This is a genomic window from Microcoleus sp. PH2017_05_CCC_O_A (genome assembly GCF_020738785.1).
Taxonomy (GTDB): Bacteria; Cyanobacteriota; Cyanobacteriia; order Cyanobacteriales; family Microcoleaceae; genus Microcoleus.
In genome coordinates this window covers 1-25,040 of the sequence record NZ_JAEQCB010000012.1, presented here as the reverse complement: position 1 = coordinate 25,040, position 25,040 = coordinate 1, and the positions used below count along the sequence as shown (strand labels likewise).

Here is a 25,040-nt window from a genome sequence, read left to right as displayed (position 1 = left end):
ATTCCAGGCTAAGTGGGCGATCGACAAATGTGCTAAAACAATCAATGTTGAAAATTAATTGTTAATAATGAATAAAATAGCTTATTTTGACTGCCCAACCGGCATTGCTGGCGATATGTGCCTCGGAGCTCTTGTACACGCGGGCGTTCCCTTAGAGTACCTAATCGAAAAACTCCATTTACTAGGCATTTCGACTGAGTACCAATTGCGGGCCGAATTAGTTCACCGCAATACTCAACAAGCAACTAAATTTTATGTCGATTTAGCTGCGGATTTGCCTTTAAAATCAAACAATCTGGCTGCTGACTCCGCCCTCGATCCCTCGGAAACTGAATCGCCGACTTTCGATGCGCGCCACCACCATCACGGGGAAGAACATTCTCACACTCACGGCGAAGCAGATGCGGAAATTAGCCACACTCATCACCGCCACTTACCAGAAATTGAGCAAATTATCGTCGCTGCAAAATTGCCTCCGCGGGTGGAAGCTTGGAGTTTGGCCGTATTTGGCAAGTTAGCAGATGCAGAGGCTGCCGTACACGGTATTCCCCCCAGTGAGGTTCACTTCCACGAGGTGGGGGCTACGGATGCACTTGTTGATATTGTCGGTACTTGTTTGGGTTTGGATTGGTTGGATATTGATGAGTTTTACTTTTCGCCGATGCCGACTGGTGGGGGTACGGTGAAGGCGGCCCACGGTAGGTTAGCTGTACCTACGCCTGCTGTGATGCGGTTGTGGGAAACGCACCGAGTACCGGTTTATAGTAATGGAATCGATCGCGAATTGTGCACTCCTACAGGAACTGCGATCGCCTGTACTCTCGCCTCTGCTTTTGGCCCGCCGCCACCGATGCAAGTTCAGCTAATTGGTTTGGGTGCAGGTTCGCGAAATCTGGCAATTCCTAATATTTTGCGCCTCTGGATTGGGGAGAAGGAAGAAGGAAGAAGGAAGAAGGAAGAAGGAAGAGGGGAGAAGGAAGAAGGAAGAGGGGAGAAGGAAGTATTTAATCAATTCCCAATGCCCAATGCCCCATTCCCAATGCCCCATTCCCAAGAAACAGTCTGTGTTTTGGAAACGCAAATTGATGATTTAAACCCGCAGGCTATTGGGTATGTTTTTGATGCTTTGTTTCTCGCCGGAGCTCTGGATGTTTTTACTACACCAATTGTGATGAAAAAGTCGCGGCTGGGGGTTTTGTTAAGTGTGATTTGTCATCCCGAATTTCAGGATGCTTGCGAAGCTGTGATGTTTCGAGAGACTACTACTCTGGGAATTAGGCGATCGACTCAACAGAGAACTATTTTGGATAGAGAAATCCAGAAAGTTCAAACAGAATACGGCGAAGTGCAAATAAAAGTTGCTAAGTCGGGAGAAACGATTGTTAATGTACAGCCGGAATACGAAGATTGTGCGGAAATTGCCAGACTTAAAAATGTTAGTTGGCGCGAAGTTCATCGGTTGGCGCTGCAACTTTGGTACGATCGTTAAACAGTTGACAGTTGACAGTTGACAGTTGACAGTGGGTGCAGCGACCTGTGCAAGGCAAATATATCCGTAGGGGCGAAGCATGACCGCAGTCAATATGGGATTATAACTAATAACTTATATACGGTCATGCTTCTTCAGGCTTCAAAAACCAGATGCACCCTTGGCAGTTGATTTGAGTAGGTACACAATGGACACCTTACATAAAGGTTTTTTACAGGTTTTTACAGCAGTCTGCGGGTTTGTAAAATTTGTTGTTGCAATTCCTCGAAAGCGGGCAGTTTTGAGTTAGGATTTTTGTCAATGAGATCCTTTATTTGGTCGATTAGCTCGATCGCCAGCGGTACGCCAAGTTGCAATTGTTCCAAGACATCCCGCTGGGCAAAAACGGCTTCGGGAGTGCCTTCTAGAATCAGTTTTCCGCAATCCATCACAAACACCCAATCGGCCCAGCGATAGATGAAATCGAGGTCGTGACTTGCTAAAAGTATGGTGGTTCCGGCTGCGTGAATTTGTTGCAGCAAACCGATCAGTTGTTTGGTGTGGCGCGGATCGAGATAGGCGGTAGGTTCGTCTAGCAGCAGCAGTTTGGGTTTGAGTACCATGATATCGGCGATGGAAACGCGCTTTTTTTGTCCTAAACTAAGGTTGTGGATTGGTTCGCGGGCGAGTTCGCTTAAGTTGAATTGCTCGATCGCCTTTTTTACCTGTTGAGCAATTTCGGATTCTGGCAATCCTAGATTGTACAATCCGTAGGAGATATCCTCTTCGACTGTGGAAGCAACTAACTGATGTTCGGGATTTTGAAAGACGAGTCCGATTTGTTGGCGCAGTTTCATGAGAGATTTGCGATCGTAACGAAACGGTTCGCCTTCCCAGCGAATGATTCCCTGTTGCGGTTGGTACAAGCCATTTGCTAGCAGAAACAAGGTGGTTTTGCCGCAGCCGTTTTGACCGATGAGCCCGCAGCGCTTCCCCGCCGGGATTTTGAGGCTTAAATCGTGAATTGCTACTCGCGAAGTGCAGGGATATGAGTAAAAAGTGCGATCGAATTCTAGAATTGATTGAGACATATATTGGTAATTGGTAATTGGTAATTGGTAATTGGTAATTGGTAATTGGTAATTGGGATTTGTGGGGTGGGCTTCTAGCCCGCACAAAAATTAAATTTAAATACTATCAACTGCAATATGTCATTGCGAGCTCTTAGCGAAGCAATCCCCGAGATTATGCGATTGATTCGCTAGGAGCTCGCAATGACAATTACAGCAATTTGTATAGACGCGGTTTCAACCGCCCAATCTTCTATTTGCTGCGTTCATCTTTTTCTCTCAACTGCCAAAGTTGAATCTCATAACAGAGATGCTGCTCAAAAAGTTGACTCGCCTCCAATCCTTCAACCACCAATTTCTTAAACCAGCGGCGAAATATCCAACGCAGAATTTTATGAATCGGCGGAACCGCGATCGAAATTAAATCTGCAACATAAATCATTGTGTTCAGTCCATACCTGCGGAAAGTATCGACATACAAATCAATTGTTGGTACAATATGAGCAGAAATATCCTCAGCTTTTACTAAATTAAACCCCGCTTGCATCAATGCAGATTCCAGTTCTTCCACAACATGACAGTTAGAAAACATTCCTTCTGTATAATCACGATTAGAGCGCAACATATCCGCAAGCAGTACGTATCCTCCAAGATTGAGCACCGCCGCCGCACCTTTAGCTATATCGACAGCAGACATATATTGACTGCTTTCGCTAAAGAGGACTAAATCGTAGGAATGGGTGGCTTGGAAGTCTTCAAATTTGGTGAGGTGGAAGATGGCGCGATCGCCTGTACACTTCAGAAAGCGCTGTTGTTGGAACGGATCGGGCGCTAGTCCTTCGACTCCAAAAGCGCGATCGAGCAAATAAGCCGCATTTCCCCCAATCCCGCATCCTACATCTAGGACAGTCTTAATGTCTTTCGGGATAAAATCTAACAACTTATCCGTATAAGCTTGCTGGGCGATGCGTAGCCGCGCGAGTGTTAGTTCATCAGCGGGCACAGGTAAGGTTTCCCAATAGCCATAGTGAAGATAGGGAGATTCTGTCAAGCCCAAATAGTAATTCAGCGCTGCATTTTGGTAGCGAGTTACTTTGGAAATTTCGATTGATGGTGATTTCGGCATAGGGAGAATTGAATAAACTTTAGGATTTCCGGGAGGGTTAAAATTCTTCCCAGTGCTTGCATATATGTTAATAGCACGCGAACCGCATAAATTGCCAACTTTTGCCACAAAATCCCAAATTTTCTTGTCATTCGTGATCGACAAAAACACAATTACATAGTTGAGTTCGTAGGTGGCAATGATTTCGAGCAGACTTGAAACAGTATTTTCCTCTAGTTTTAGCTGTTGCAAATAAGCATTAGCCTGCAACCAGGAAGTGAATCGCCAATCATACAATATCTATACTCAAATTAACAAAGTTATTAATTAGAGTATTATAAAGTAGCTGCTACTGTTTCACGTACAGAATCAAGAAAGTGAACAATCTCCTGCATAACTGAAGACGATCGCAAAATCTCAATATCTTCATTAGTCAAATGATCGATTATTTGTGAGCGATCGTGAATATTTTCTGATCGGGCAATCAATTCTTCTAAAGCTTTTCTAGGTTGACAAACTGCCAAGTCAAGTACATCTTGAGGAGGAATGTATCCTATCAACCGCGAAAGCAAAGAGACATCTTGAAAAAAGATAATTTCTATTTCAGGAACAGCAGAAACTACTTTAAATGGTGTCTTACCCGCTACAAATTCAAGTATTTCTTCAATATCGTTGCGACGTAATTCAACTAACTCCGGTACTACTGAATCTGCATCAAATACGATCAGAACTGGTACTCGCCGCCGCACAATTAAAGACATAGCTAGTGACTTAATATTATATACTTTACCACCAACAACAACTCCCACATCAGTGAGTAAATTTTCTGGTAGCACAGTTTTAAGTAGTTGTGCATCAAAAGCCCCTTCACAAAGAATGTAAGTAATCATTGAATATCTCCCTCGATAACGTTGTAATTAGGCAATCCTTCTTCTACACAGGCACGGTATTTTAAAGTTAATAGTTCGCAAATTTTTTCCTGTTCTAAGGCATATTTTAGTTCTGCTCCATTCCACATCAGAATCGCCTGTGGCAGCGAAAAGTATGAAAGACTGACAGCCGCATTTGTGAACCCAGTACGACTAAAAATTAATCCAACTGTACCGGCGGGACGGCGTGAAAGTTGATTGCGAAGTTTAGCAATAGGAGTAATATCAACTGTTTTGTCTGCAAAATCTTTGCTTTCAATTAAACAAGAAAGTCCCAAACAATGGACAGCGCCATCAATTTGTTCGACTACCTCATCAAAAAGTGTCACGCTGTAAGGCCATTTTACCTCTGCACCATCAAGTTGAAATGCTCGGATAATCAGGTACTCAAAGGCTTTACCCGCGTCCCATCCTGGAGTGCTACGATTCTCGATATTGTTCCATAGAGTTCGTAACTCATCCCATTGCAATGATTGAATCATTCTTTGGTAATCTTTTTCCGCAACCAACTATAATACCTCAGCAATTATACACTTTTCAATCAGCGATCTATTTAAGTTTATCATATTCAAAACTTGTGGGTAGGCATCGTGTCTCCCCAAAACAGGCTTCTCACTGAAGAGTCTATTTTGCTGATCCGATCGCCTATTTACCCTCACTGTTCATGCTTCTTTCATTTTCCCCGATTCTGTGATAAATTTAAATAATGAAAAGATTATGAAAATTAGCGATAGTCGATCGGGCTGTCTGCCGTAATCTGTGGCAAATTTAGCTAGCATTTTGGAATATATGCTCAAAAAGCGTCAAATTATGACTCCATCTCGCCCTTTCCCCCTATCTCTCCTCTCCTCTCCCGTTTGGAAACAATATCAGATGATTGGATTGGGGCTGTTGCTGGGAGTGTGCGTCACCGCGTGCAACACTCAGACGACGGTAGAGCCTCAAACCAATCAAAATCGAGATTCTAGCCCTACTGCCACCGATTGGTTCCGAAAAGACAAAAAAGTCATTCTCACCACCTTTACGGTGCTGGCAGACATGGCGCAGAACGTCGCTGGTGACAAGCTAACTGTTCAATCCATCACAAAGCCTGGGGCGGAAATTCACGGCTATGAAGTCACTCCTAGCGACTTAAAACGAGGGCAAGGTGCTAGTCTAATTTTGGATAACGGATTGAATTTAGAACGTTGGGCAACTCGATTTTATAACAGTTTGCCAAAAGTTCCTCGCATTACTGTCAGCGAAGGAATCAATCCCATTAATATTGCCGAAGATTCCTACAAAGGTAAACCGAATCCTCATGCTTGGATGTCACCTAAAAATGCCTTAATTTACGTTAGAAATATTCGCAGAGCTTTATCAAATGCCGATCCAGCCAATGCTGCAACCTATGAAGCGAATTCGACAAAATACAGTCAGCAAATTGAAGCGATCGATGAAAAGCTCAAACAAGCTATCTCAGCGATTCCGCCAGACAAACGCTACATAGTAAGTTGCGAAGGCGCATTTTCTTACATTGCGCGCGACTACGGCTTGAAAGAAGTTTATATTTGGCCTGTAAATGCCGAACAGCAATCTACACCGAAACAAGTTGAACGGGTGATTAATACAGTCAAAGCAAACAAAATCCCCGCCGTATTTTGCGAGAGTACCGTCAGCAACGAAGCACAGCTTCAAGTAGCAAAGGAAACCGGGGCAAAATTTGCCGGGGTGTTTTATGTCGATTCCCTCTCTCCATCGGAAGGCCCTGCATCAACCTACCTTAAGATGCTTGAATACAACGTCAATACTTTGATAAAAGGACTACAGGGTAATGGGGGATAGGGCATTGGGCATTGGTAATTTGGTAATTTGGAGAAATTGGTATGGATAGAATCAGTATTGACATTGAAAATGTCACGGTTGCTTATCATGGTAAAGTAGCCTTGCACAGAGCCTCTCTGCAACTTAAAGCGGGGACAATTTGCGGTTTGGTGGGGATGAATGGTGCGGGAAAATCAACCCTGTTTAAGGCAATTATGGGGTTTGTGAAGCCAAACACCGGACGAATTTTAATTAATGGCTTGCCGATCCGTCAAGTGCAAAAAAGCAATCTGGTTGCCTATGTGCCTCAGTCGGAAGAGGTAGATTGGAATTTCCCGGTGAACGTTTATGATGTGGTGATGATGGGGCGCTACGGCTACATGAATCTGTTGCGGATTCCGCGTTCGATCGACAAACAAGCGGTGCGAGAAAGCTTGGAAAGGGTGGAAATGTGGCCCATGCGCGATCGCCAAATCGGAGAGTTATCCGGGGGACAAAAGAAACGCACCTTTTTTGCGCGGGCTTTGGCGCAACAAGCAAAGGTTTTACTGCTAGATGAACCCTTCGCCGGAGTTGATATCAAAACCGAGAAAATGATGATTGATTTGCTGATGGAATTGCGTCAAACAGGCCATACAATTCTGGTTTCAACTCACGATTTAGAATCGATTACTACATTTTGCGACCAAGTAGTATTAATTAATCGCAGTATTCTCGCCTACGGCAACACCTCAGAAGTGTTTACAGAAGAAAATCTTTCCCGCACCTTTGGCGGTTCGGTTGGTGATTTTTCGTCTGCAAAAAGTCGGTTAACTCAAGTGAATCGGGAGAAGCAATAATGGACTTAATTCAGTGGTTTACCGCACCGTTGCAGCATGAATTTATGGTGAAGGCGATTTTAGTCAGCGCCTTAGTAGGGATTGTTTGTTCGGCGCTTTCGTGCTATATGACTTTGAAGGGATGGGCTTTGATGGGCGATGCGGTTTCCCATGCGGTGATGCCGGGGGTTGTGATTGCTTATGTGCTGAATATTCCTTTGGCGGTGGGGGCGTTTTTGTTTGGCGTGGGCTCCGTAATTGCGATCGGCTTTATCAAAGCAAAAACTCGCGTTAAAGAAGATACAGTGATTGGTTTAGTGTTTACCGGATTTTTTGCCTTTGGTTTGGTGTTAATTTCTAAAGTCAGAAGTTCGATCGACTTGACGCATATCTTATTTGGCAATGTTTTAGGTATTTCCGATTCAGATATTGTTCAAACTGTGATTATTAGTGTCATTACCTTAGTGACGCTGGCAATTTTACGCAAAGATTTAATCCTGTTTTGTTTTGACTCGACTCACGCGCGATCGATCGGTTTAAATATCACTTTCCTTTATTACGTGTTGCTGTCTTTGCTATCGCTGACAGCAGTTGCGGGACTTCAGACAGTCGGGATTATTTTAGTAGTAGCAATGTTGGTAACTCCGGGGGCTACGGCGTATTTGTTGAGTGATAATTTTGACCATATGACGCTAATTGCGATGACTTCGGGAGTATTTTCTAGCGTAATGGGAACTTATATCAGCTATCACATTGATGGTTCGACAGGCGGATGTATTGTGGTGCTGCAAACGCTGCTGTTTGTGTTGGCGATGGTTTTTGCCCCGAAATATGGTTTGTTGGTGAGATCTAGGGACTCAGGGGCGATCGATTAATCAGAGTGGGCGGTTAAAACTGCTCCAATACAAACCAAATCCGCCTCGATATTTAAGCCGGATTTGGTGTCACATCAAACTCAATATTTTCATACAAATCTGCCACAGAAAATTCCACAGGAATAGAAGTTAATGCAACTCGATCGCCCGCACAGCTATATTCCGAAAAAATCCACTTATTCGCGTCAGTTTTAGAATATTGCTGCACCTGTAGCCGATATTGGTCAATTAACAAATACTCCTGAAAACTCGGAATACTGCGATAAGCAGCAAACTTATCATCGCGATCGTAAGCTCTAGTACCTTTAGATAGCACTTCAGCAATCAGCAGGGGATTGGTAATTGTATCAGTGCGTCCAGATTGAAGTTCGATCGGTTTCGCCGCCACTATCAAATCCGGGTAAGTGTAATTATTAAGCTGGGGAACCCAAAGCCGTTGATCCGAACTAAAAGTCCGATATGGTTTCCCTTTTAACGCCAGTTTCAGCGCCCCACCTAAATTAAGGGCAATTTCATTGTGATCCGGTGAACCGCCAGCCATCAGAATAATCTCCCCATTGATAAATTCATGCCGATCCACAGAATTGACTTCAGCTTCTAGATATTCTTCAGCCGTGTAGGTTTTGGTTTCAACTTGCGCGATCATACACAACTCTCTCCTTAATCGACTGATTCCAGTTTATCATAAAAATTATTCTAATTCAATGTAAAAGTCCATAGATATTTGACCCTAGACTGCTTAAATAATTCGGCAATGTCGATATTACCATATTGTTTCGAGGCCTAGCCTCCAGATAGGTATTCCCAGGCTCTGCCTGGGAACGAGAGAAAGTTTTATGGTTTAGTTGATGATTACCACTTGCAGATAGACTCTGGCTTGAGAGGACAAGTTTTGGGGGCGATCGGATTTCCGCTAAGTCGGAGTTTTGTCAGTTTAGTCAAAGATTGCAATGGTTTGATGTCGCTGATTTTATTGTCATCAATGTGTAGCCAATCTAGTTTAGTCAAGAATTGTAAGGGCTTGATATCGCTGATTTTATTGTGATTAAGGATAAGATCAGTCAGATCTGTCAAAGATTCTAGCGGTTTAATATCGCTGATTTGATTGTGATCAAGGATGAGAAGAGTCAAATTATTCAAAAATTTTAGCGGTTTGATGTCGCTAATTTGATTGTTACTTAGATCTAGATTAATCAGCTTAGTTAAAGATTCTAAACTTTTAATGTCGCTTATTTTATTATCACTGAGTCTGAGTACAGTCAATTTAGTTAATAATTGCAATGGTTTGATATCGCTGATTTTATTGTTGCTGAGACTGAGCATAGTCAGGTTAGTCAAGGATTGTAATGGTTTGGTGTCGCTGATTTGATTGTTGTCGAGACCGAGTTCAGTGAGGTTAGTCAAAGATTGCAATGGTTGGATATCGCCGATCCTATTATTGTAGAGACCGAGATTAGTCAGCTTGGTTAAAGATTGCAATGGTTTGATATCACTGATTTTATTATCGCTGAGACCGAGATTAGTCAGATTAGTCAAGGATTGCAACGGCTTTATATCGCTGATTTGATTTTTGTGGATTAAAAGTTTAGTCAGGTTAGTTAAGGATTGCAAGGGTTTGATGTCAGTGATTTTATTGTCGCCCAGATCGAGTTCAGTCAGTTTAATTAAAGATTCTAGCGGTCTGATGTCACTGATTTGATAGAATCTGAGTTCGAGTTTGGTAAGACTCAAAAGTTTTTGATTAGCGGAATTGCACTCAGTAGTCCCTGCTTTTTTTAAAAGTACCTCAACAGTATGTTTATCTTTGGGACTCAAAAAAGGTTGAGCGCGGCACCAATCTGCAAATGTGCGTAGAGTATCTTTTGGTTGCTTCTGGGTAATTGACGGGGAAGGTCTATTTCCAGATAATCCTAGAAGGGCAACGGCATTTGAACCCAGTTTGACCTGAGTCAGTTTAGTCAAAGATTCTAAAGGTTTGATATCGTTGATTTGATTTTTTTCGAGGTCGAGTTCAGTCAGTTTAGTCAAATATTGCAAGGGCTTAACGTCACTAATTTTATTGTTATTGAGGTAGAGTTTAGTCAGTTTAGTCAAAGATTGCAATGGTTGGATATCGCTAATTTTATTGTTGTTGAGATCGAGTTCAGTCAGTTTGGTCAAATATTTTAAGGGTTTAATGTCGCTTATTTCATTATTTTTGAGAAAGGCTCCTTTCAGTTTAGTCAAAGATTGCAAGGGTTTAACGTCGCTTATTTTATTATTTACAAGCCTTAAGTAACGCAGGTAAGTCAAAGATTGTAAGGGTTTAATGTCAGCGATCTTATTGTTTTTGAGATAGAGCTGATCCAGTTCAGACAAAGATTGTAATGGTTTGATATCGCTAATTTTATTATTATCAAGGTCTAGTATCATCAGGTAAGTCAAAGACTGCAATGGTTTAATATCGCTGATTTTATTGTCGCTGAGGATGAGACAACCCAGGTTAGTCAAAGATTGTAATGGTTTAATATCGCTGATTCTATTGTTGTTAAGAGTGAGCCACATCAGGTTAGTCAAGGATTGTAATGGTTTGATATCGCTGATTTGATTACCACTAAGCCTGAGTTCTGTTAGGTTGGTCAATGATTGCAATGGTTTGATGTCAATAATTTGATTATTGCTAAGTTCGAGGTCAGTCAGTTTAGTCAAGGATTGTAATGGTTTGATATCAGTGATTTTATTGTCGCCCAGATCGAGTTGCGTGAGACTCGAAAGTTTCCGATTGGCTGCATTGCACTCAATAGTTCCTGCTTGTTCCAACATCACTTCAACAGTAATTTGAGTTTCAGGACTTAAAGAATCTTTTTCGCGACACCAATCACCAAATGTTTTGTTTCCCGATCGCATCTGTGGAAATGACAAAGAAGATATATTTCCGCATGATGATAGACCGATCGCACTAAAAGCAACTACCGCCACCAACCTTGACAAATTCACGTATTTCTGCATAACCATAAACTTCATAATTTTGCACCTCTAATTCCCTAAATAGTAAAGTTTTAGACAAAAAGCCTTCAGAGAGGACAGTCGTCCTCTCTACCAATTACACTCAACTCAAATATCTAACAATTCACCAAATGCTGCATCAATATCAGTCTCAGCAACAGCCACAGACTGAGCAACTGGCGAATGATTAGGAGACTCCGGCGACTCCACCGAATGCACTTTTACTACTGGTGATTCGGCCACATGTTCCACAACAACAGACTTAGACTTCTTGACATTAATTACGGGTGATTGTGCTCCATTTTCTTCATTTTTACTGGTTTCATTCCGCAGCAACATTGCCATCAAACCGTCCAACAAACCCCCACTACCGCCGTTACCATTGACTGTGACATCGGGAACAACGCGAACGCTACCATCCGAAACCGCTTGCATCAATTGCAATAGCGTGTAACTCTGCGTACCGAGAGCGTTGACACCAACTTGATAAGCATCCGCTTTTGCTTGTCCCATTAACCGAATCCCTTCTGCTTCACCACTTGCGTGTTCGATCGCAGCAGTTGCACTCAATTGAGCAATTTTCACCCCTTGTTCCGCCGCTACCACCTGATTTTGAATATTGGCGATCGCAGTTGCGCGCACCAATTCTTGACGCTGATACTCTGAAATCCGCTGTACTTCGTAGGTTTTTTCCTGTTCCTGAGCAATTTTGCGATCGGTCAATGTTTGCATCAACTCTGCTGGCGGCGAAATCAAACCGATCAGCGTGTCCACAGCCTGCACGTCATAGGCACGTAGGGCTTGACGGACGTGTTCGGCGGCCTCTGCTTGGCGTTCGCTGCGTGCGATTAAAAAGTCGAGAATCGTATATTCTTGAGCCGAATTCCGAAAGTAATTGCCCACAATTGGACGCAGCACTTGGTCAATCAGATTTTGCATCGAACCTTGCCGCGAAATGACTCTCGGTGCATCCAAAGTACCGATATGAATGATTTGAAAAACTTCTAACTCAAAGGTAAATCCGTCAAAAGAAAGCAATTTCAAAGCGCTTAATTTCGAGTCGTAGCCGTGTTCTCCGCTGAACCGTGTTGTGAAGTTTAAAACTACATCAGTAGTGGGAACAAGTTCGACTTTCATCACCTTTGTATTGATCGGATGTTTGCCTGGGTAAAGCGGTTCTACCCACACGCCTTTATCACCTTTGTTGACAAGATTTCCGTGGGTGAAAGCCACACCACTTACATCTTTGTGCGATTCTCCCACATAGGAAATGACTACGCCGACATAGCCGATCGGCACTTCGGTCATTTTGACCTCTTCAACTTTCACAAACCAAGGGTTCAGGTTCCAAGAACCGGATAAAATTACCTGTTCTTGCAAGCCCCTGCGCCCGCCACCTTTGATGAAGGATTGCGCTTTTTGGAAGTTGTCGTGACCGGGAATTATCGGCCCAGCGATTTCACCTTCATCAATCGGAACTCCGTCGAGCACGTTGGCGATTCCCACGAGATCCGGAGCAAGTTTGTATAGATGAAGTTCCGATGGCTGCATACCTTTTGCCGCAGCATTGGCTGAAGTAATGACCTCAAATACAGCCGTATTGATCCGATAAGTACCAGTGGTGATGATGGCGAGTTGCCGTCCTTTTTCGCCACCGTCGGTGAGGAATTTGCGAGCATTTTGGTAGTTGTCGCAATCGACGACTTTGCCTAAAATGCGATCGGAAGGAATAGTGGCTCCGTCATTAGCAATAATTAACCCAATTTCATCTTGAGGGACTACAACAACAGGTTCTTTGCGAACGCTATATTGCCAAGGAAAATAACCAAAATGCCAGCCGGGAGGAAGGGTATCTGCTTGCAAACCTCCTTCACCATCGAGTGCAATCAATCTACTGGATGGCAAGTTTTTGCTGGAGAATTTCTTGGTAACAATGCCTACTTCTCGTTCGCCGATCGCAATTAAGCCCAAAGTCCAACCAATTTTGGGGATAAACATGAACACAAAGAACATTGCGCCTACGGGAAAGATCCAAATCGGGATGGTAAAACCTTCTTCTGTCGCTGGTTGGACTGGTTGGGGTTGGGGAGGTGGCGGATTGGTTTGTGCGGGAGTTGGTGGGGCAAAAGTGCCTGCTAGTGCGATCGTGGTTGCTACAGATACTGCTAAGGGTAAAAGCTTGCGAAGCCAACGTGATTTAGTCATAGTTTTTAACCTGCTTTAAGCGAAAGTGTACGAGAAATTTGTTTACTACAATCAGTATTCAATAGATTTCTGTTGAGGTCAATTCATTAAAGTCATGAATTATGTTCATAAAAGTCATATTTGGAATACGGATGGTCAGAAACCGGGTTTTTGCGACAATATTTCGTTATAGTCCATAGATTCAGTAAAAACCCGGTTTCTTTGATTGTGATGCGCCCAACGGATAGTCAGAAACCGGGTTTTTTCCCAAATACTTCGTTACAGCCCACAGATTAACTAAAAACCCGGTTTCTTTGATTGTGATGCGTAATTCCCGTTGATATCAACCACCACCACCACCACCGCCACCACCACCACCACCACCACCACCACCGCCACCACCACCGCCACCGCCGCCACCATCACTACTACTTGGATCTACATAAGTTGTCACAACTATTTTTTCATGGTGATAACCGCAATTACTACAGTGACGGATAACTTTATCCCTCCCTTTAGTCTTTGGAGTAGCTGTAGAGATTACTTGTGTATCGGTGTCTAGCGTAAACTTTTTGCATCTAAAACAGAATCTTGTAAGATAGGCGCAAATCCCCCATAATATTAATAAAAGTACAGACAGCCAGATAGGCGATGTTATGATAAGCAAGATAATGAAGAACTGCCCCAAAGGAGATAACAGCAATAAGCTTATAAAATCATTGATTGCGTTCAGTAATAATAAGCTTATAAAATCATTGATTGCGTTCAGTACGAAAAAGCCTTCTTCTTCCGAAGCAGATTGAGATTGCTTACCACTTTGTTGCCAACCAGATTGAGGTACATTCAAAATCGCCTGGGGAAATGCAATCTGCACTTCTAATTCTTGTTCCGGTTGAATAGCCTGACTTGCGACAAATTCAAATGTCTTAGTATCTACTTGACGAGGAACTGCTGCTGCACCAAAATTCGTAAACGAGAGAACTTTGCCTGACAAAGCATCTGGTAAATTCACCGTAACTTTTCCCGTATTAACTGGCGCTTTGCGACCCGCTGCAATCGCTTTCCAATAAACTAGAGTATTCCCACCATCTAACTGCAATCCACCTACCACACGATATTTAATCACAAAAGTATGTGTGTCTGGCGGCTTTAATTCATGTTGCCAACGAATCCAAAGTTGATTGTTTTCAGTTCCAGTGCTACTGGTAATTATTTGATTATTTTCGGCAACGGTCACATCTTGAATTGCATCGACTTTATCTAACGGAATATAGCGATACCGTTCATTGTTGTAGGCTGCTGTGAACACATATTTTTGCGTTTCCGTAACTAACATATCTCCGTTGGTCTGAACATCGATGATGACGTTGATGTTATCCCAGTAGAACGGTAGTTGTTGGGCCGCTGCATGAGTTACTGTGACTAACAGTAGGCTTAATGATGCTAGTAATGAAAAAGCTATTTTTTTGAGGAGTCGTTTATTTATCATAGGATTTCCACAAGATAAGTGTTGACTACAATTATTCAACAGTTATCTTGTGGAGTCAATTCATTAAAGTCATGAATTATGTTCATAAAAGTCATATTTTGAATATGATTTTGTAGGGAGTGCGATCGGTTTATCTCAAAATCAAGCAAATTCGGACACGGAAATGCCATTTCCCTACCCGATTATTTGTAGGGAAACGGCACTGCCGTCTCCTAAATTTGGGTGATATCAATATATCAACGGATAGTCAGAAACCGGGTTTTTTCCGAAATACTTCGCTATAACCCACAGATTAGCTAAAAACCCGGTTTCTTTGATTGTGGCGTAAGTCCCGTTGACATCAACCGCCACCACCGCCACCACCGCCACCACCGCCACCGCCGCCACCGCCACCGCCACCGCCACCACCGCCGCCACTGTCATAGTCGCTACCACCGCTACTAAGACTATCACTGCGAGCACTGCCACTAATCGAAAACATCACAAACCCGAACCAAAACATTACAAAAATCATGGGAAAGCCCGCTTTTTCCGAAGTAGATTGAGATTGATTACCATTTTGTTGCCAGCGAGGTTGAGGTATATTCAAAATCGCCTGCGGAAATGCAATTTGTACTTCTAATTCTTGTTCCGGTAGAATAGCCTGACTTGCCACAAATTCAAAAGTTTTAGGATCTACTTGACGGGGAACTGCTGCTGCACCAAAATTGGTAAACGACAGAACTTTCCCTGATAAAGCTGCTGGTAATTTCACCGTAACTTTTCCGCTATTGATTGGAGCTTTTCGACCTGCTGCAATAGCTTTCCAATAAACTTGAGTATTTCCACCATCTAACTGCAATCCACCTACCACACGATATTTGATCACAAAAGTATGTGTGTCTGGCGGTTTTAATTCATGTTGCCAACGAATCCAAAGTTGATTGTTTTCATTGCCAGTGGTACTCGGAATTATTTGATTATTTTCAGAAACAGTGACATCTTGAATTGCATCGACTTTATCTAACGGAATATAGCGATACCGTTCATTGTTGTATGCTGCGGTGAATACATATTTTTGCGTTTCCGTAACTAACATATCTCCGTTTGTCTGAACATCGATCGCAACATTGATGTTGTCCCAGTAGAACGGTAGTTGTTGGGCTGCTGCATGAGTTACTGTGACTAACAGTAGGCTTAATGATGCTAGTAATGAAAAAACTATTTTTTTGAGGAGTCGTTTATTTATCATAGGATTTCCACAAGATAAGTGTTGACTACAATTATTCAACAGGTTTCTTGTGGAGTCAATTCATTAAAGTCATTGATTATGTTCATAAAAGTCATATCTTCAGTCAGGATAGAGGAGACGGCAATGCCGTGTCCCTACCCAAAATCATATTGTAGAGACACGGCACTGCCGTCTCCTCATTTCTTTATTTATTTTCAACTTTGAAATAACACACTTAACAAAGTTAAAACCGTGCACCCAAACACGGCTTCAAATGTATATCTTCGCGAAGGTTTGTAAGGGGAAGAATGCCAAACCCGCAGTTCTCCATTAAAGCCACGGGCGGCTAAACTCAACGAAACTTGACGGTAGTTTACCAAAGTTCGCTGAAGTAATTGCCCGATTAAAATGCCTAAACTACGCATTCCCAGTTTCCAAGTGCGATAGCCACAGCGCGAATTTTGGGCGATCCAAAGTTCATCTGCGATCGCCAATAAGCTAAAAATAAACCGATACATCAACAACAAGAGTTCTGTCAGCAAAGCCGGAAAGCGCAATTTTCTGAGGATTTGCAAGGTTTCTGTAAATGGCACCGTCAACAAAATGAAGTACATACAACTTGTCGATGCCAAGGTGCGCGGAAATAACAAACTCACTTGGTATAAGCCTGTGCGACTCACATACAGATAAAAATTGCCGATGCTAATCCCCCAACCTTGCCAAATATCCCACTGCATTGTCTGGATTTGATTTAACTCAATTCCATTAATCGCCAAAGCAGGCAAACTCGTCAACAAAAACATCAACGGTAGCGACAACAACCGCAGATATAGTTTCCCCGGAATGCCCGCGTAGATGATGATCCAGACTGCTAACCACAGGGCGATCGACAATTGGACGATCGCCCCAGAAAGCAGAGACAGAATCAAAAGGGCGATCGCAAACGATAATTTGTGAGTTGGCGGCAACCCACGCAAACGATTGGTGTAAGCCAGACTATCAATCTGATGATTCATTCCAGCGGCGATTTATCATCAGATTGCTGAGATTGCGATCGGCCTTTATAAAGCCCGATCGCATATCCGATCGCACCAGCCCCCAGCGCCGCCTGAGTCGCAAATAATAAACTGGCAATTTCAGCGCTAGGCGGTTCAAACAAGTGATTAAACCAAGGTTTATAATCGGGTTGAATTTCGGTAATTGCTTTCTGTGCGCGATCGTCCGATCCGCCGTATTCACCCCGCACAAAAACTAGGGGAATCACCGCAAGGGCGACAACTGCAATTACTAACATCCAATTTTGTTGCGAACTAGCTTGCTGATTTTTTGTAGGTTTTTGATTCACGACTTTATGACTCCTGTTTCAATAATTTCAGAATTTCTAACTCTGGTTTTCCGTAAGAATGCAGCCAATTCCAAACCAATAAAGTCAGCAATCCCTCACTAATCGCCAGAGGTACTTGAGTAATCGCAAAGATACTAGCAAACTTGAGAAACGAAGCCATAAAACCGCCACTCGCTGCCGGAAAAGCCAATGCCAACTGCATCGAAGTCACCACATAAGTCAGCAAATCTGCCAAAGCAGCCGCACAAAAAATTGCCAACCTTTGTTTACCAGTTCGCATCAGCAATTGATAGATAAAATATGCAGCAAACGGCCCAACAATCGCCATCGAAAACATATTCGCCCCCAACGTTGTCAGCCCGCCGTGCGCTAACAATAACGTTTGAAACAACAGCACTAAAGCACCAAGTACAGCCATCACCGAAGGGCCGAACAAAATTGCACCCAAACCCGTACCCGTTGGGTGAGAACAACTCCCCGTTACCGATGGAATTTTTAAAGCAGAAAGCACAAAAGTAAACGCACCCGCCAAAGCTAGTAATAATTTAAGTTCCGGGTGTTCTTTGGTGATGCGAGTAATTTCACGCAAACCCAACACAAAAAAAGGCAAAGCCACCATCCACCAAAACGCAGCCCATTGTACAGGCAAAAAACCTTCTGAAATGTGCATAGCAGCGGCCGGTGTTGCCGAACCCAAGACAAGATAACAACTCAAGCCAGCCATCAATCCCAGGCTGACTAATTTCCGATTTCGCGCCTTCATCAAGTACCTCGCGGATGAGACTATGTGAACCAACACATCGGCGGGCGTTCTGACTTGAGAGGTAGAGGACTGAAGTCCTTACTACAAACCTCATTACAGTTGCGGGACAGCGTTGGATTTGCACCAAACTTTCCCCGTTTCCTCTAATGGCTGTTCCCCATTAGAACCGACTGCTTAGACATAGTTTAGTCGATCGCGCAACTCTGGGCCGATATTTTACAAAAATTAATTCAGATCAAATAAGTCAATATTACCTATCATCTTGCTTTTCTTCCTTTTCTTACTTAGCGTCTTTGCGATCCATAATATTCTTAATCAAATACAAAAGAACACCCAACAACTCAATGCTATAATATTAATGAGTTTTGAGAAAAGCCGCCATGTTAAATTACAACTTCCCGAAGCACTGGCCCTCAGCAGAAGAACTACCAGACTCAGATGAAACACCAGTGGATAACGAACTGCAAGAATTAATACCAGGATTGCTGAAAGCAATATTGCTCATAATTTGGGCAGAACGCATGGACTGGTTTTTTGGCATAGATATGGGTCTTTACCATCACCCTGACAAACCAGCTATTGTGCCAGATGCTTTCTTGAGTTTAGGTGTGGAAAGGTTTTATGACGAAGAATTGCGTCCCAGTTACGCGGTATGGGAGGAAAAAGTGATGCCAACTTTTGTCCTCGAAGTTGTTTCCCCAACTTATCGCAACGAATATACCGCCAAGTTGGAAGAATATCAAAGTTTAGGCATACTTTACTATGTCATTTATTCTTCTCGCCGCCGCAAACCCCGTTTGGAAGTACATAAGTTAGTCAATGGCAAGTATGAGTTACAGCCAGGAAATCTAGTTTGGATGCCAGAAATTGGTTTGGGAATTGGTTGTGAAAGGGGCAATTATTCTGGGGTGACAAGGGAATGGTTGTATTGGTACGATGCGGATGGCAAACGCTATCTGACTCCTGAAGAACAGGTGAAGGAATTAGCCCAGCGCGCCGATCGACTAGCTGAACGATTGCGCGAGTTGGGGATAGATCCTGATAATATAAGCTAATTGAGAGGAAAGAGTGCCAGAATGACGCAGCCTGCGGGCGATCGCCAACCGAGTTTTTTCACCGATCGCGATCGCCCTAAACGCAAGATTTTCCCAAAAATCCCGATTTCTGCATCCCGAAATGTGTGAAAATTATCAAAAAAATTAGGAAAGATGCGGCCTTATTTGGAACAGACAGAGAGTTTGATGGCAAAAATTGAGATGCAGATCGACAAAATGGCGATCGGGAGACGTGATTAAATAATGCTCATGGATCTACGTTCTTACGATATCATCTGCTTTGGTGATGAAGTTCCAGGAGTTCTAGCTGTTATCTCAGCAGCCAGAGAATACCGCCGCCGGACAAAGCTTTATCCGCGAGTTTTGCTGATGTCTAAAGGAAGCTTGCAAGAAGGAATTGGCGGACATTTAGTCAGAGGCGGCCTCGCTTATTTAGATCGAAGTCAGGTTAGTCAAGAACTCCAAAAATCTTTAAATTTAGACCCCTTCGGTTCACCGCCGACAATCTATAAAGAATTCCTGCAAAAATCTGGTGTCAGCGCGATCGCCCTTGACCCCAGCAAAGCCACCGCAGCCCTGAAAGCAATGCTGGTACAAGCAGGAGTTGCACTCCTGGGCAAAGTAGAAATTAAATCAATCAATAAAGAAGGCAAAAAAATTACTAGCATAATTACCTCAAAAGGGACAGTTTATGTAGCAAAACAATTTATTGATGCCACTGTCAATGGCGAATTAGCTCAAGCCGCAGGTGTGCGAAAGCTGAATGGATTTGAAACCTTTGGTTTGCCTAACTCAGAACTTCCAGTCACCCTAGTTTTTGAAACTCAAGGACTCAGTGTCAGAAGACTGAAAGAACTCGATTATATTTATCTAAAACGCTTCACAAGATGTGCGATCGCCAGCTTTGTCTGTAGCATACCACTCTTTTAGAGGCAGAAAGCTATCTTTTTCTGAAACTGGCATAATTTTAGACGAAGGAAATATCGCCATACTTCCAGACGAAAGACTTTCGTGGAATGCGCTGTTATTTGCAGTCACTGGTAGCGAAGCAGAAGCCTTAGCGAGAAACGGGAGCAAACCCACAGCTAATATGCAAAAAGAGATGTCATTTCTGACCACTTGGCTGAAAAGTTTGGGGGCTACCTATGTTACTCCGGCTTCAGAACTTTATATCAGACACGCCGGGAATGTGACGGGAGTTGTAGAACCTTTAATAGGCGCACAAATGCTGCGTGGTGGCGTACCAGCTACTGAAGCACTGGGAACATTTAGCTATCATTTTGATGTCCGGGGAGGCATTCCGGGGATTGGCGACAAAGCAAAGAGTCGAGGGTGGTTTAAAAGTCTGATGTTCCAACAGCCTACCTTCAATATTGGCATCCGCCACGCATTAATGAACAATGTTCCTAACCTGGCAGTTGTCAGTCCCTGTTCTGGATTTGAAGGGCTTGCTTGTGCTGTGGGCAGAATTGTAGAATTCAATGTAGCAGTTGGTCAAGGTGTCGGTATTGCGGCCGTTAATGCCATTCTCAATAACAAAAATTTAGCCGATATATCTAACCGAGAAGTCAGACAAGTTCTAGTTGAAACAGGCCAGTTACCTAAAATTTTTGGAGTTGCAAATAACACTGATGGAATGCTATTAGCACAATTCGAGACTCTTGTAAGTGCCGATGCCATTGCATAATAAAGCACTTCTCAAAAAGGTAAGGCACGTTGTTGGGCTTCAGCCCTTCTTATAAGGTACGTTGTTGGGCTTCAGCCCTTCTTATCTAATTGGTAGTATGTGGAGCCATCCATCCTACCAAAAAAAGACAGAAAAATAAAGGTTCGTAGTGAGGGCTTTAGCCCGCAAAAAAGAAGGACTAAAGTCCTCACTACGAACCAAGTCTTAATTTTTTGGCGGGCACTTCGGATGAGTCCCTCCCTGCAAACAAATGTAAGCAATTTGACTTTGATCTAAATTCTTAACCTCCGCAAAATTAATACCTTGGAATCGACCTGATTTGCTACCAGCCTGACTTTGAATAAACTGATCCGAAGTCCCCTTCCCCAGGAAAACAGCGCCTTGAAAATTAGCTCCCGCTAAATTCGCACCTCTAAAATCAACCGAACTCACGTCCGCATTCCGCAAATTAGCATCTTGCAATCGAGCATCTTTTAAATTCGCGTTGGCAAGTTTAGCCGAACTTAAATCAGCATTTTGTAAATTTGCGCCGCTCAAATCAGCACCGGACAAATCAGCACCTTGCCATTCCGATTTAGACAAATTTGTTAAAGATAACTGAGTGCCTTGAGCCTTGACTTTGCCCAAACGCGCACTTTCTAAATTGGCTCCCGAAAAATTGGCGCTGCCGATATCTGCCCCGGTAAAGCTTGCCTCTTTTAACATTGCTTGCTGCAAATTCGCCCCAATTAAAAGACTGTTGCTAAGATTAGCTCCATTCAAATTTCCGCTTGACAAATTAGCTTTGTTCAGAACAGCGCGCACAAAAGTAGTGCGGTTCATTACGGCGCTGTTAAAAGATGCTCCGGTTAAATTTGCTCCTTCAAAATTAGCTTCGCTTAAGTCAGAAATCCAATCGTCAAATGTGCCAGGACGCCTGTCTTCGCCGGTGCCATAAAAGCGAATTCCCTGCAAGCTGGCATTTGTTAAATTGGTTTTTCTCAGCTTAATTCCTGATAAGTCAACTTTGTCTAATACTAAAGTAAACTGACCGGGGCCGGCAGGACTTTGACCTAAATCTGTGCGGCTCAAATCTGCACCGTTGAGCTGGCTGCTATACACTGTGAGAATTTTGCCGATCGCCCTTTGCACTGTTCGCTGGCGGGTAGCCGCTAACTCGCGTTCCGGAGTCTTTCCACCGTAGCGCAGGGATTCGAGGTCATTGCTGAGGGCTTGGTTCAACCGCTGCAAATCAGGTAAAGCTTTCGGCCCGGTACTGACTAAAGCTTGCTGGATCGCGTCCAGCATCGCCTTGCTTTCTTCTTGAGCCAGCAAATCCGCTAACAGGGGTACGGCGCGGGAGTCTTCCACCGCCCCCAAAGCCAAAATAGCCGATCGCCTCCCCGATGTTCCGCTAGCCGAAGCAGGAGACAATTTGCTAACTAAAGCTACAAATAACTCGTCATTCCGCTGCCGAGAATCCCGCAAATTAGCTTGACTTTGAGTGTAGATCAGAGTGCCAACAAACAAACTTAAAATCAATCCCGCACTGCCAATAGTAACTATCACTAAAGTTGTGCCTGGATGTTGGCGAATCCAATTCCACAGACTCGGATCTTCTTTCATATTGGTTTCTGGAGTCAAAACCAAAGCCGCAATTTGCGCGTCTTCCTCAGTCCAATCTTGACTCTGGACAGGATTGGGTGACAGTTGGTGCGATTCCCTACGGGATAGCTTCGCTTCACGACTATTGACCACCAAAGTATTCGCAAGGCGATCGTGCCCCGATTGCCGTTTGTAGCGCAATCCAAAAGCGCCATCTGCCAGCACTGCCAAGCCGCTCAACGCCCCTAAAATGATTAAATCTGGAAACGCGCCAGTCAAGCGCCAAACCCCGTAAGCGACGCCCAGAGGCACTCCCCAGCGCCCCAAACTTTCGCGAACCAGCACTCGCACCCAACCCGGAGGAGTACCCGAGGCTGTGACAACTTTCACCCCGAACCAGCGTTTCGGGAGAGTTTGACCGGTTCTGGCGAGCAAAAACAACTGCCACGCCGCTAAAGCTGCCGGCGCCAGCAGCGCCCCCGACCAGAATAGATTAGTTAGGGGTGCAACTCTGGGGTTGCGATCGCGCACGGGGATAGCCAAAACACGGGCAACAGTTTCCGATGCTGCTGCTACCGACGGATTGAGTGGCACGGTTTGAGCTTCTTTGTTAACCATTGCCCCGATACTGAAGGGAACCAGGGCGCTAACTGCGATTAACGAAATTTCAACAGCCCAAGCGCCACACCGGCGAACCAGCAGTGGCATTGGCTGGGATTGTCTTTGCCAAGACGGATCGGGTTGATTAATATCACCGGGTGCAGTTGGGTTAGACATATTTATAATTTCCTATTGTTAATCCTTAGTTGGAGGAATCAGGAGATATTGCCAATTTATACGCTATGTAGATTAGCACTCCGAGAACGCCAAGAGTCATCACGGCGGAAAGTAGCTGTACGATGCTATTGAAGACTGTCAGAACAACGATCGCTCCGACGGCAAAGACTGCCACCTGTCCCGGTTTGGGGAGTTTCTGAAACTTCTCTAGAGATTGATTGTAGAAGGTTCCGATCGCTTGATAGCTGTCTGGATTTTGTTGGATGAGAGGCGATCGTTCTAGTTTAGCTTTGAGTTCTCCGATCGCTTGCTGCCAATTGAAGTTATTTTGAGGATTCATAAAAAAATTCAGTAGTTAATTAGAAGGAAGAAGTCATTAGTCATTAGTCATTAGTCATTGGTCATTAGTTAACTGTCAACTGTCAACTGTCAACTGTCAACTGTCAAAGACATACACAGCAAGCTTGTTAGCGATCTATATTTTACTTTAATTAGGTAGATTTTACTTGGTTGAGATTCATGTGTTTGGAACTGCAATTATCATCTATCGTCTAAAGAAGTAGGACTAAATCCCATTGTGTGAGGAAATATGAAGATACACTGTGCGGGCGATCGCGACAAACGGTGGTTTAGCCCGATCGTAACCGTAGCCTTGGCAATGATTTTAGCGGATGCCGGAGCTATTCGGAGCCAACCGTTGCAAATTGCTCCAGGATTTCCCGAACCGCTGAGAGTTTCGGGAGTTTCCGGCGGCCCGAACAATAGTGGCGACTGCGGTTTCGTAGCCCAAAGCCCCAACCAAGTCATCGAAGTAACCCAGGATTTGCCTTACTGGCGGATTGCAGTACAAACTGCGGGAGCTCCCAGTTTGATGATTCAGGGGCCGAGGGGTCGTTTCTGCGTCCTACCGGCGAATGCTGCTGCGGGGAATGTAGAATTTTCTGGTTATGGAGACAAGGGGACTTACGTGATTTTCGTGGGCGATCGATCGCAAGGTCAACACCCTTATTCTCTCTCAATTTCCCAACAGCGAAATTAACAATATAACGGGATGATAACGCTTGGTGTCAAAAAACAGAAGATTTCATATCAATTTTGTACTTGCTCTCTAACCCATTTGCGAAACAATCGGAGAGTTTGACTCGTCCCCGCGGTTTGACTTTGTTCGCAATATTGAGAAATCGCTTCAATAATTGGCAGATTGGGAAATATCGGACTAAATTCCGATTCAACATATTTCCCATCTTCAAGAACATTAATCTCAAGCCTTTTATTTTCATAGCGCCAGATTTCCGGGACTCCCAGCGCCTCGTAAGCATCCAGTTGAGTCTTGGAAGTGAGATCGACTTCAATTGCTAAATCCGGCGGCGGATCGACAGTTAAGTCGATGCGCTTTTTGCCAATCATTCGAGCGTAATTTTGAATATAAAAACATTCATCAGGCTCAATTCCTTGCAACATACTTTTTCGTTTGAAAGTCGTCGAACCAAATGGTTCAAAGTCAATTTCAAGTTCCTCAAACAAAATTTTTACTAAATAGCCAATAATAATTTTAGCCTTCTCATGTTCTGGTAGGGGCATCCTAATCTCCAAAGTTCCTTGACTGTAAGCTATTCTAGAGCCACGGTGTTCTCCCAACTCCTCTAAAATCGCCTCAAATTCCTGCCAGTTGACATCGTTCAACAGCAGTCTATGTCCTGGCGGCACACTGATTTGCCTTAATTGCAGCGTTACCATTTCAACCTCCGATTTATTTAAATTTATTATAACTTGTGCATTAAGGTATGTTGTTGCGCTTCAGCGCTCTTTCTTATACATCAAGCAGTACGGTTCACTTAAGACTGCTAGTCAAAGGTACGTAGTTGCGCTTCAGCGCTCTTTCTTATATATAGA

At 43.7% G+C, this 25,040-nt stretch carries 24 protein-coding genes and 1 riboswitch; of the genes, 8 read left to right on the top strand and 16 right to left on the bottom strand.

Annotated features, from left to right (window positions below; translation table 11 throughout):
* Positions 1–67: 67 nt before the first annotated feature.
* On the top strand, positions 68–1,489 hold the full coding sequence (gene larC / locus JGK20_RS04135) for a nickel pincer cofactor biosynthesis protein LarC (protein WP_293211020.1): 1,422 nt from the start codon (positions 68–70) through the stop codon (positions 1,487–1,489).
* 221 nt (positions 1,490–1,710) lie between these two features.
* On the opposite strand, the gene JGK20_RS04130 is transcribed toward larC, so the two are convergent.
* From JGK20_RS04130 to JGK20_RS04115, 4 genes are all read right to left on the bottom strand, one after another.
* On the bottom strand, positions 1,711–2,559 hold the full coding sequence (locus tag JGK20_RS04130) for an ABC transporter ATP-binding protein (RefSeq protein WP_293190295.1): 849 nt from the start codon (positions 2,557–2,559) through the stop codon (positions 1,711–1,713).
* Between the two features lie 232 nt (positions 2,560–2,791).
* A complete protein-coding gene (locus JGK20_RS04125; RefSeq protein ID WP_293229461.1) occupies positions 2,792–3,940 on the bottom strand; it encodes a methyltransferase domain-containing protein in 1,149 nt (382 codons plus the stop codon).
* Positions 3,941–3,978: 38 nt separating this feature from the next.
* The gene (locus JGK20_RS04120; protein WP_293185355.1) at positions 3,979–4,533 is read right to left on the bottom strand and encodes a hypothetical protein; all 555 of its coding nucleotides are present in this window, start codon (positions 4,531–4,533) and stop codon (positions 3,979–3,981) included.
* Entirely contained in the window at positions 4,530–5,054 is a 525-nt protein-coding gene (locus JGK20_RS04115; protein WP_293199026.1) for a hypothetical protein, read from the bottom strand. The genes JGK20_RS04120 and JGK20_RS04115 overlap by 4 nt, the downstream gene beginning before the upstream one ends.
* A gap of 277 nt (positions 5,055–5,331) precedes the next feature.
* On the opposite strand from JGK20_RS04115, the gene JGK20_RS04110 reads away from it, so the two are divergent.
* Genes JGK20_RS04110 through JGK20_RS04100 form a run of 3 tightly spaced genes read left to right on the top strand, consistent with a single transcriptional unit; the run spans position 5,332 to position 8,068 of the window.
* Positions 5,332–6,396 carry a metal ABC transporter substrate-binding protein gene (locus JGK20_RS04110; RefSeq protein WP_293206342.1) on the top strand — a complete coding sequence of 355 codons (1,065 nt, stop codon included), beginning with the start codon at positions 5,332–5,334 and terminating at the stop codon, positions 6,394–6,396.
* A gap of 41 nt (positions 6,397–6,437) precedes the next feature.
* Positions 6,438–7,214, top strand: a complete 777-nt coding sequence (locus tag JGK20_RS04105) for a metal ABC transporter ATP-binding protein (protein ID WP_293185361.1) — start codon at positions 6,438–6,440, stop codon at positions 7,212–7,214.
* Entirely contained in the window at positions 7,214–8,068 is an 855-nt protein-coding gene (locus tag JGK20_RS04100; protein ID WP_293229459.1) for a metal ABC transporter permease, read from the top strand. Before JGK20_RS04105 ends, JGK20_RS04100 begins: the two co-directional genes overlap by 1 nt.
* Before the next feature lie 52 nt (positions 8,069–8,120).
* On the opposite strand, the gene JGK20_RS04095 is transcribed toward JGK20_RS04100, so the two are convergent.
* The 9 genes from JGK20_RS04095 to JGK20_RS04055 all read right to left on the bottom strand — a co-directional run bounded on the left by JGK20_RS04095 (position 8,121) and on the right by JGK20_RS04055 (position 18,044).
* On the bottom strand, positions 8,121–8,714 hold the full coding sequence (locus tag JGK20_RS04095) for a Uma2 family endonuclease (RefSeq protein WP_293229456.1): 594 nt from the start codon (positions 8,712–8,714) through the stop codon (positions 8,121–8,123).
* Between the two features lie 206 nt (positions 8,715–8,920).
* Complete coding sequence (locus JGK20_RS04090) at positions 8,921–11,071, bottom strand: leucine-rich repeat domain-containing protein (protein WP_293229453.1); 2,151 nt, start codon at positions 11,069–11,071, stop codon at positions 8,921–8,923.
* Positions 11,072–11,161: 90 nt separating this feature from the next.
* Entirely contained in the window at positions 11,162–13,258 is a 2,097-nt protein-coding gene (locus JGK20_RS04085) for an SPFH domain-containing protein (protein WP_293229450.1), read from the bottom strand.
* Between the two features lie 322 nt (positions 13,259–13,580).
* Positions 13,581–14,726 (bottom strand): DUF2207 domain-containing protein, encoded by a 1,146-nt coding sequence (locus JGK20_RS04080; protein ID WP_293229448.1) that lies wholly within the window; start codon positions 14,724–14,726, stop codon positions 13,581–13,583.
* Positions 14,727–14,954: 228 nt separating this feature from the next.
* Positions 14,955–15,149: a hypothetical protein gene (locus JGK20_RS04075; RefSeq protein ID WP_293185374.1), complete on the bottom strand. Its 195-nt coding sequence runs from the start codon at positions 15,147–15,149 to the stop codon at positions 14,955–14,957.
* Positions 15,067–15,957 (bottom strand): DUF2207 domain-containing protein, encoded by an 891-nt coding sequence (locus JGK20_RS04070; RefSeq protein WP_293229445.1) that lies wholly within the window; start codon positions 15,955–15,957, stop codon positions 15,067–15,069. The genes JGK20_RS04075 and JGK20_RS04070 overlap by 83 nt, the downstream gene beginning before the upstream one ends.
* Positions 15,958–16,151: 194 nt before the next feature.
* On the bottom strand, positions 16,152–16,952 hold the full coding sequence (cbiQ, locus tag JGK20_RS04065; protein ID WP_293229442.1) for a cobalt ECF transporter T component CbiQ: 801 nt from the start codon (positions 16,950–16,952) through the stop codon (positions 16,152–16,154).
* Positions 16,949–17,281 (bottom strand): energy-coupling factor ABC transporter substrate-binding protein, encoded by a 333-nt coding sequence (locus tag JGK20_RS04060; RefSeq protein ID WP_293185377.1) that lies wholly within the window; start codon positions 17,279–17,281, stop codon positions 16,949–16,951. The genes cbiQ and JGK20_RS04060 overlap by 4 nt, the downstream gene beginning before the upstream one ends.
* Before the next feature lie 4 nt (positions 17,282–17,285).
* Positions 17,286–18,044: an energy-coupling factor ABC transporter permease gene (locus JGK20_RS04055; RefSeq protein ID WP_293199114.1), complete on the bottom strand. Its 759-nt coding sequence runs from the start codon at positions 18,042–18,044 to the stop codon at positions 17,286–17,288.
* A gap of 21 nt (positions 18,045–18,065) precedes the next feature.
* Positions 18,066–18,230: riboswitch (cobalamin riboswitch) on the bottom strand.
* A 194-nt stretch (positions 18,231–18,424) separates the two neighbouring features.
* Here JGK20_RS04055 and JGK20_RS04050 point away from each other — a divergent pair.
* The 3 genes from JGK20_RS04050 to JGK20_RS04040 all read left to right on the top strand — a co-directional run bounded on the left by JGK20_RS04050 (position 18,425) and on the right by JGK20_RS04040 (position 20,786).
* Positions 18,425–19,099 (top strand): Uma2 family endonuclease, encoded by a 675-nt coding sequence (locus tag JGK20_RS04050; protein WP_293185379.1) that lies wholly within the window; start codon positions 18,425–18,427, stop codon positions 19,097–19,099.
* A 249-nt stretch (positions 19,100–19,348) separates the two neighbouring features.
* Entirely contained in the window at positions 19,349–20,029 is a 681-nt protein-coding gene (locus JGK20_RS04045; RefSeq protein ID WP_293229439.1) for an FAD-dependent oxidoreductase, read from the top strand.
* Complete coding sequence (locus tag JGK20_RS04040; protein ID WP_293229437.1) at positions 20,004–20,786, top strand: FAD-dependent oxidoreductase; 783 nt, start codon at positions 20,004–20,006, stop codon at positions 20,784–20,786. The genes JGK20_RS04045 and JGK20_RS04040 overlap by 26 nt, the downstream gene beginning before the upstream one ends.
* Before the next feature lie 204 nt (positions 20,787–20,990).
* Here JGK20_RS04040 and JGK20_RS04035 read toward each other — a convergent pair whose 3' ends face one another.
* Entirely contained in the window at positions 20,991–23,147 is a 2,157-nt protein-coding gene (locus tag JGK20_RS04035; RefSeq protein WP_293229434.1) for a pentapeptide repeat-containing protein, read from the bottom strand.
* Positions 23,148–23,172: 25 nt separating this feature from the next.
* Positions 23,173–23,487 (bottom strand): hypothetical protein, encoded by a 315-nt coding sequence (locus JGK20_RS04030; RefSeq protein ID WP_293185382.1) that lies wholly within the window; start codon positions 23,485–23,487, stop codon positions 23,173–23,175.
* Between the two features lie 249 nt (positions 23,488–23,736).
* Here JGK20_RS04030 and JGK20_RS04025 point away from each other — a divergent pair, with 249 nt between their 5' ends.
* A complete protein-coding gene (locus JGK20_RS04025; protein WP_293193162.1) occupies positions 23,737–24,186 on the top strand; it encodes a hypothetical protein in 450 nt (149 codons plus the stop codon).
* A 50-nt stretch (positions 24,187–24,236) separates the two neighbouring features.
* Here the strand turns inward: JGK20_RS04025 and JGK20_RS04020 are convergent, their stop codons facing one another.
* The gene (locus JGK20_RS04020) at positions 24,237–24,884 is read right to left on the bottom strand and encodes a Uma2 family endonuclease (RefSeq protein WP_293210994.1); all 648 of its coding nucleotides are present in this window, start codon (positions 24,882–24,884) and stop codon (positions 24,237–24,239) included.
* Between the last annotated feature and the right edge of the window lie 156 nt (positions 24,885–25,040).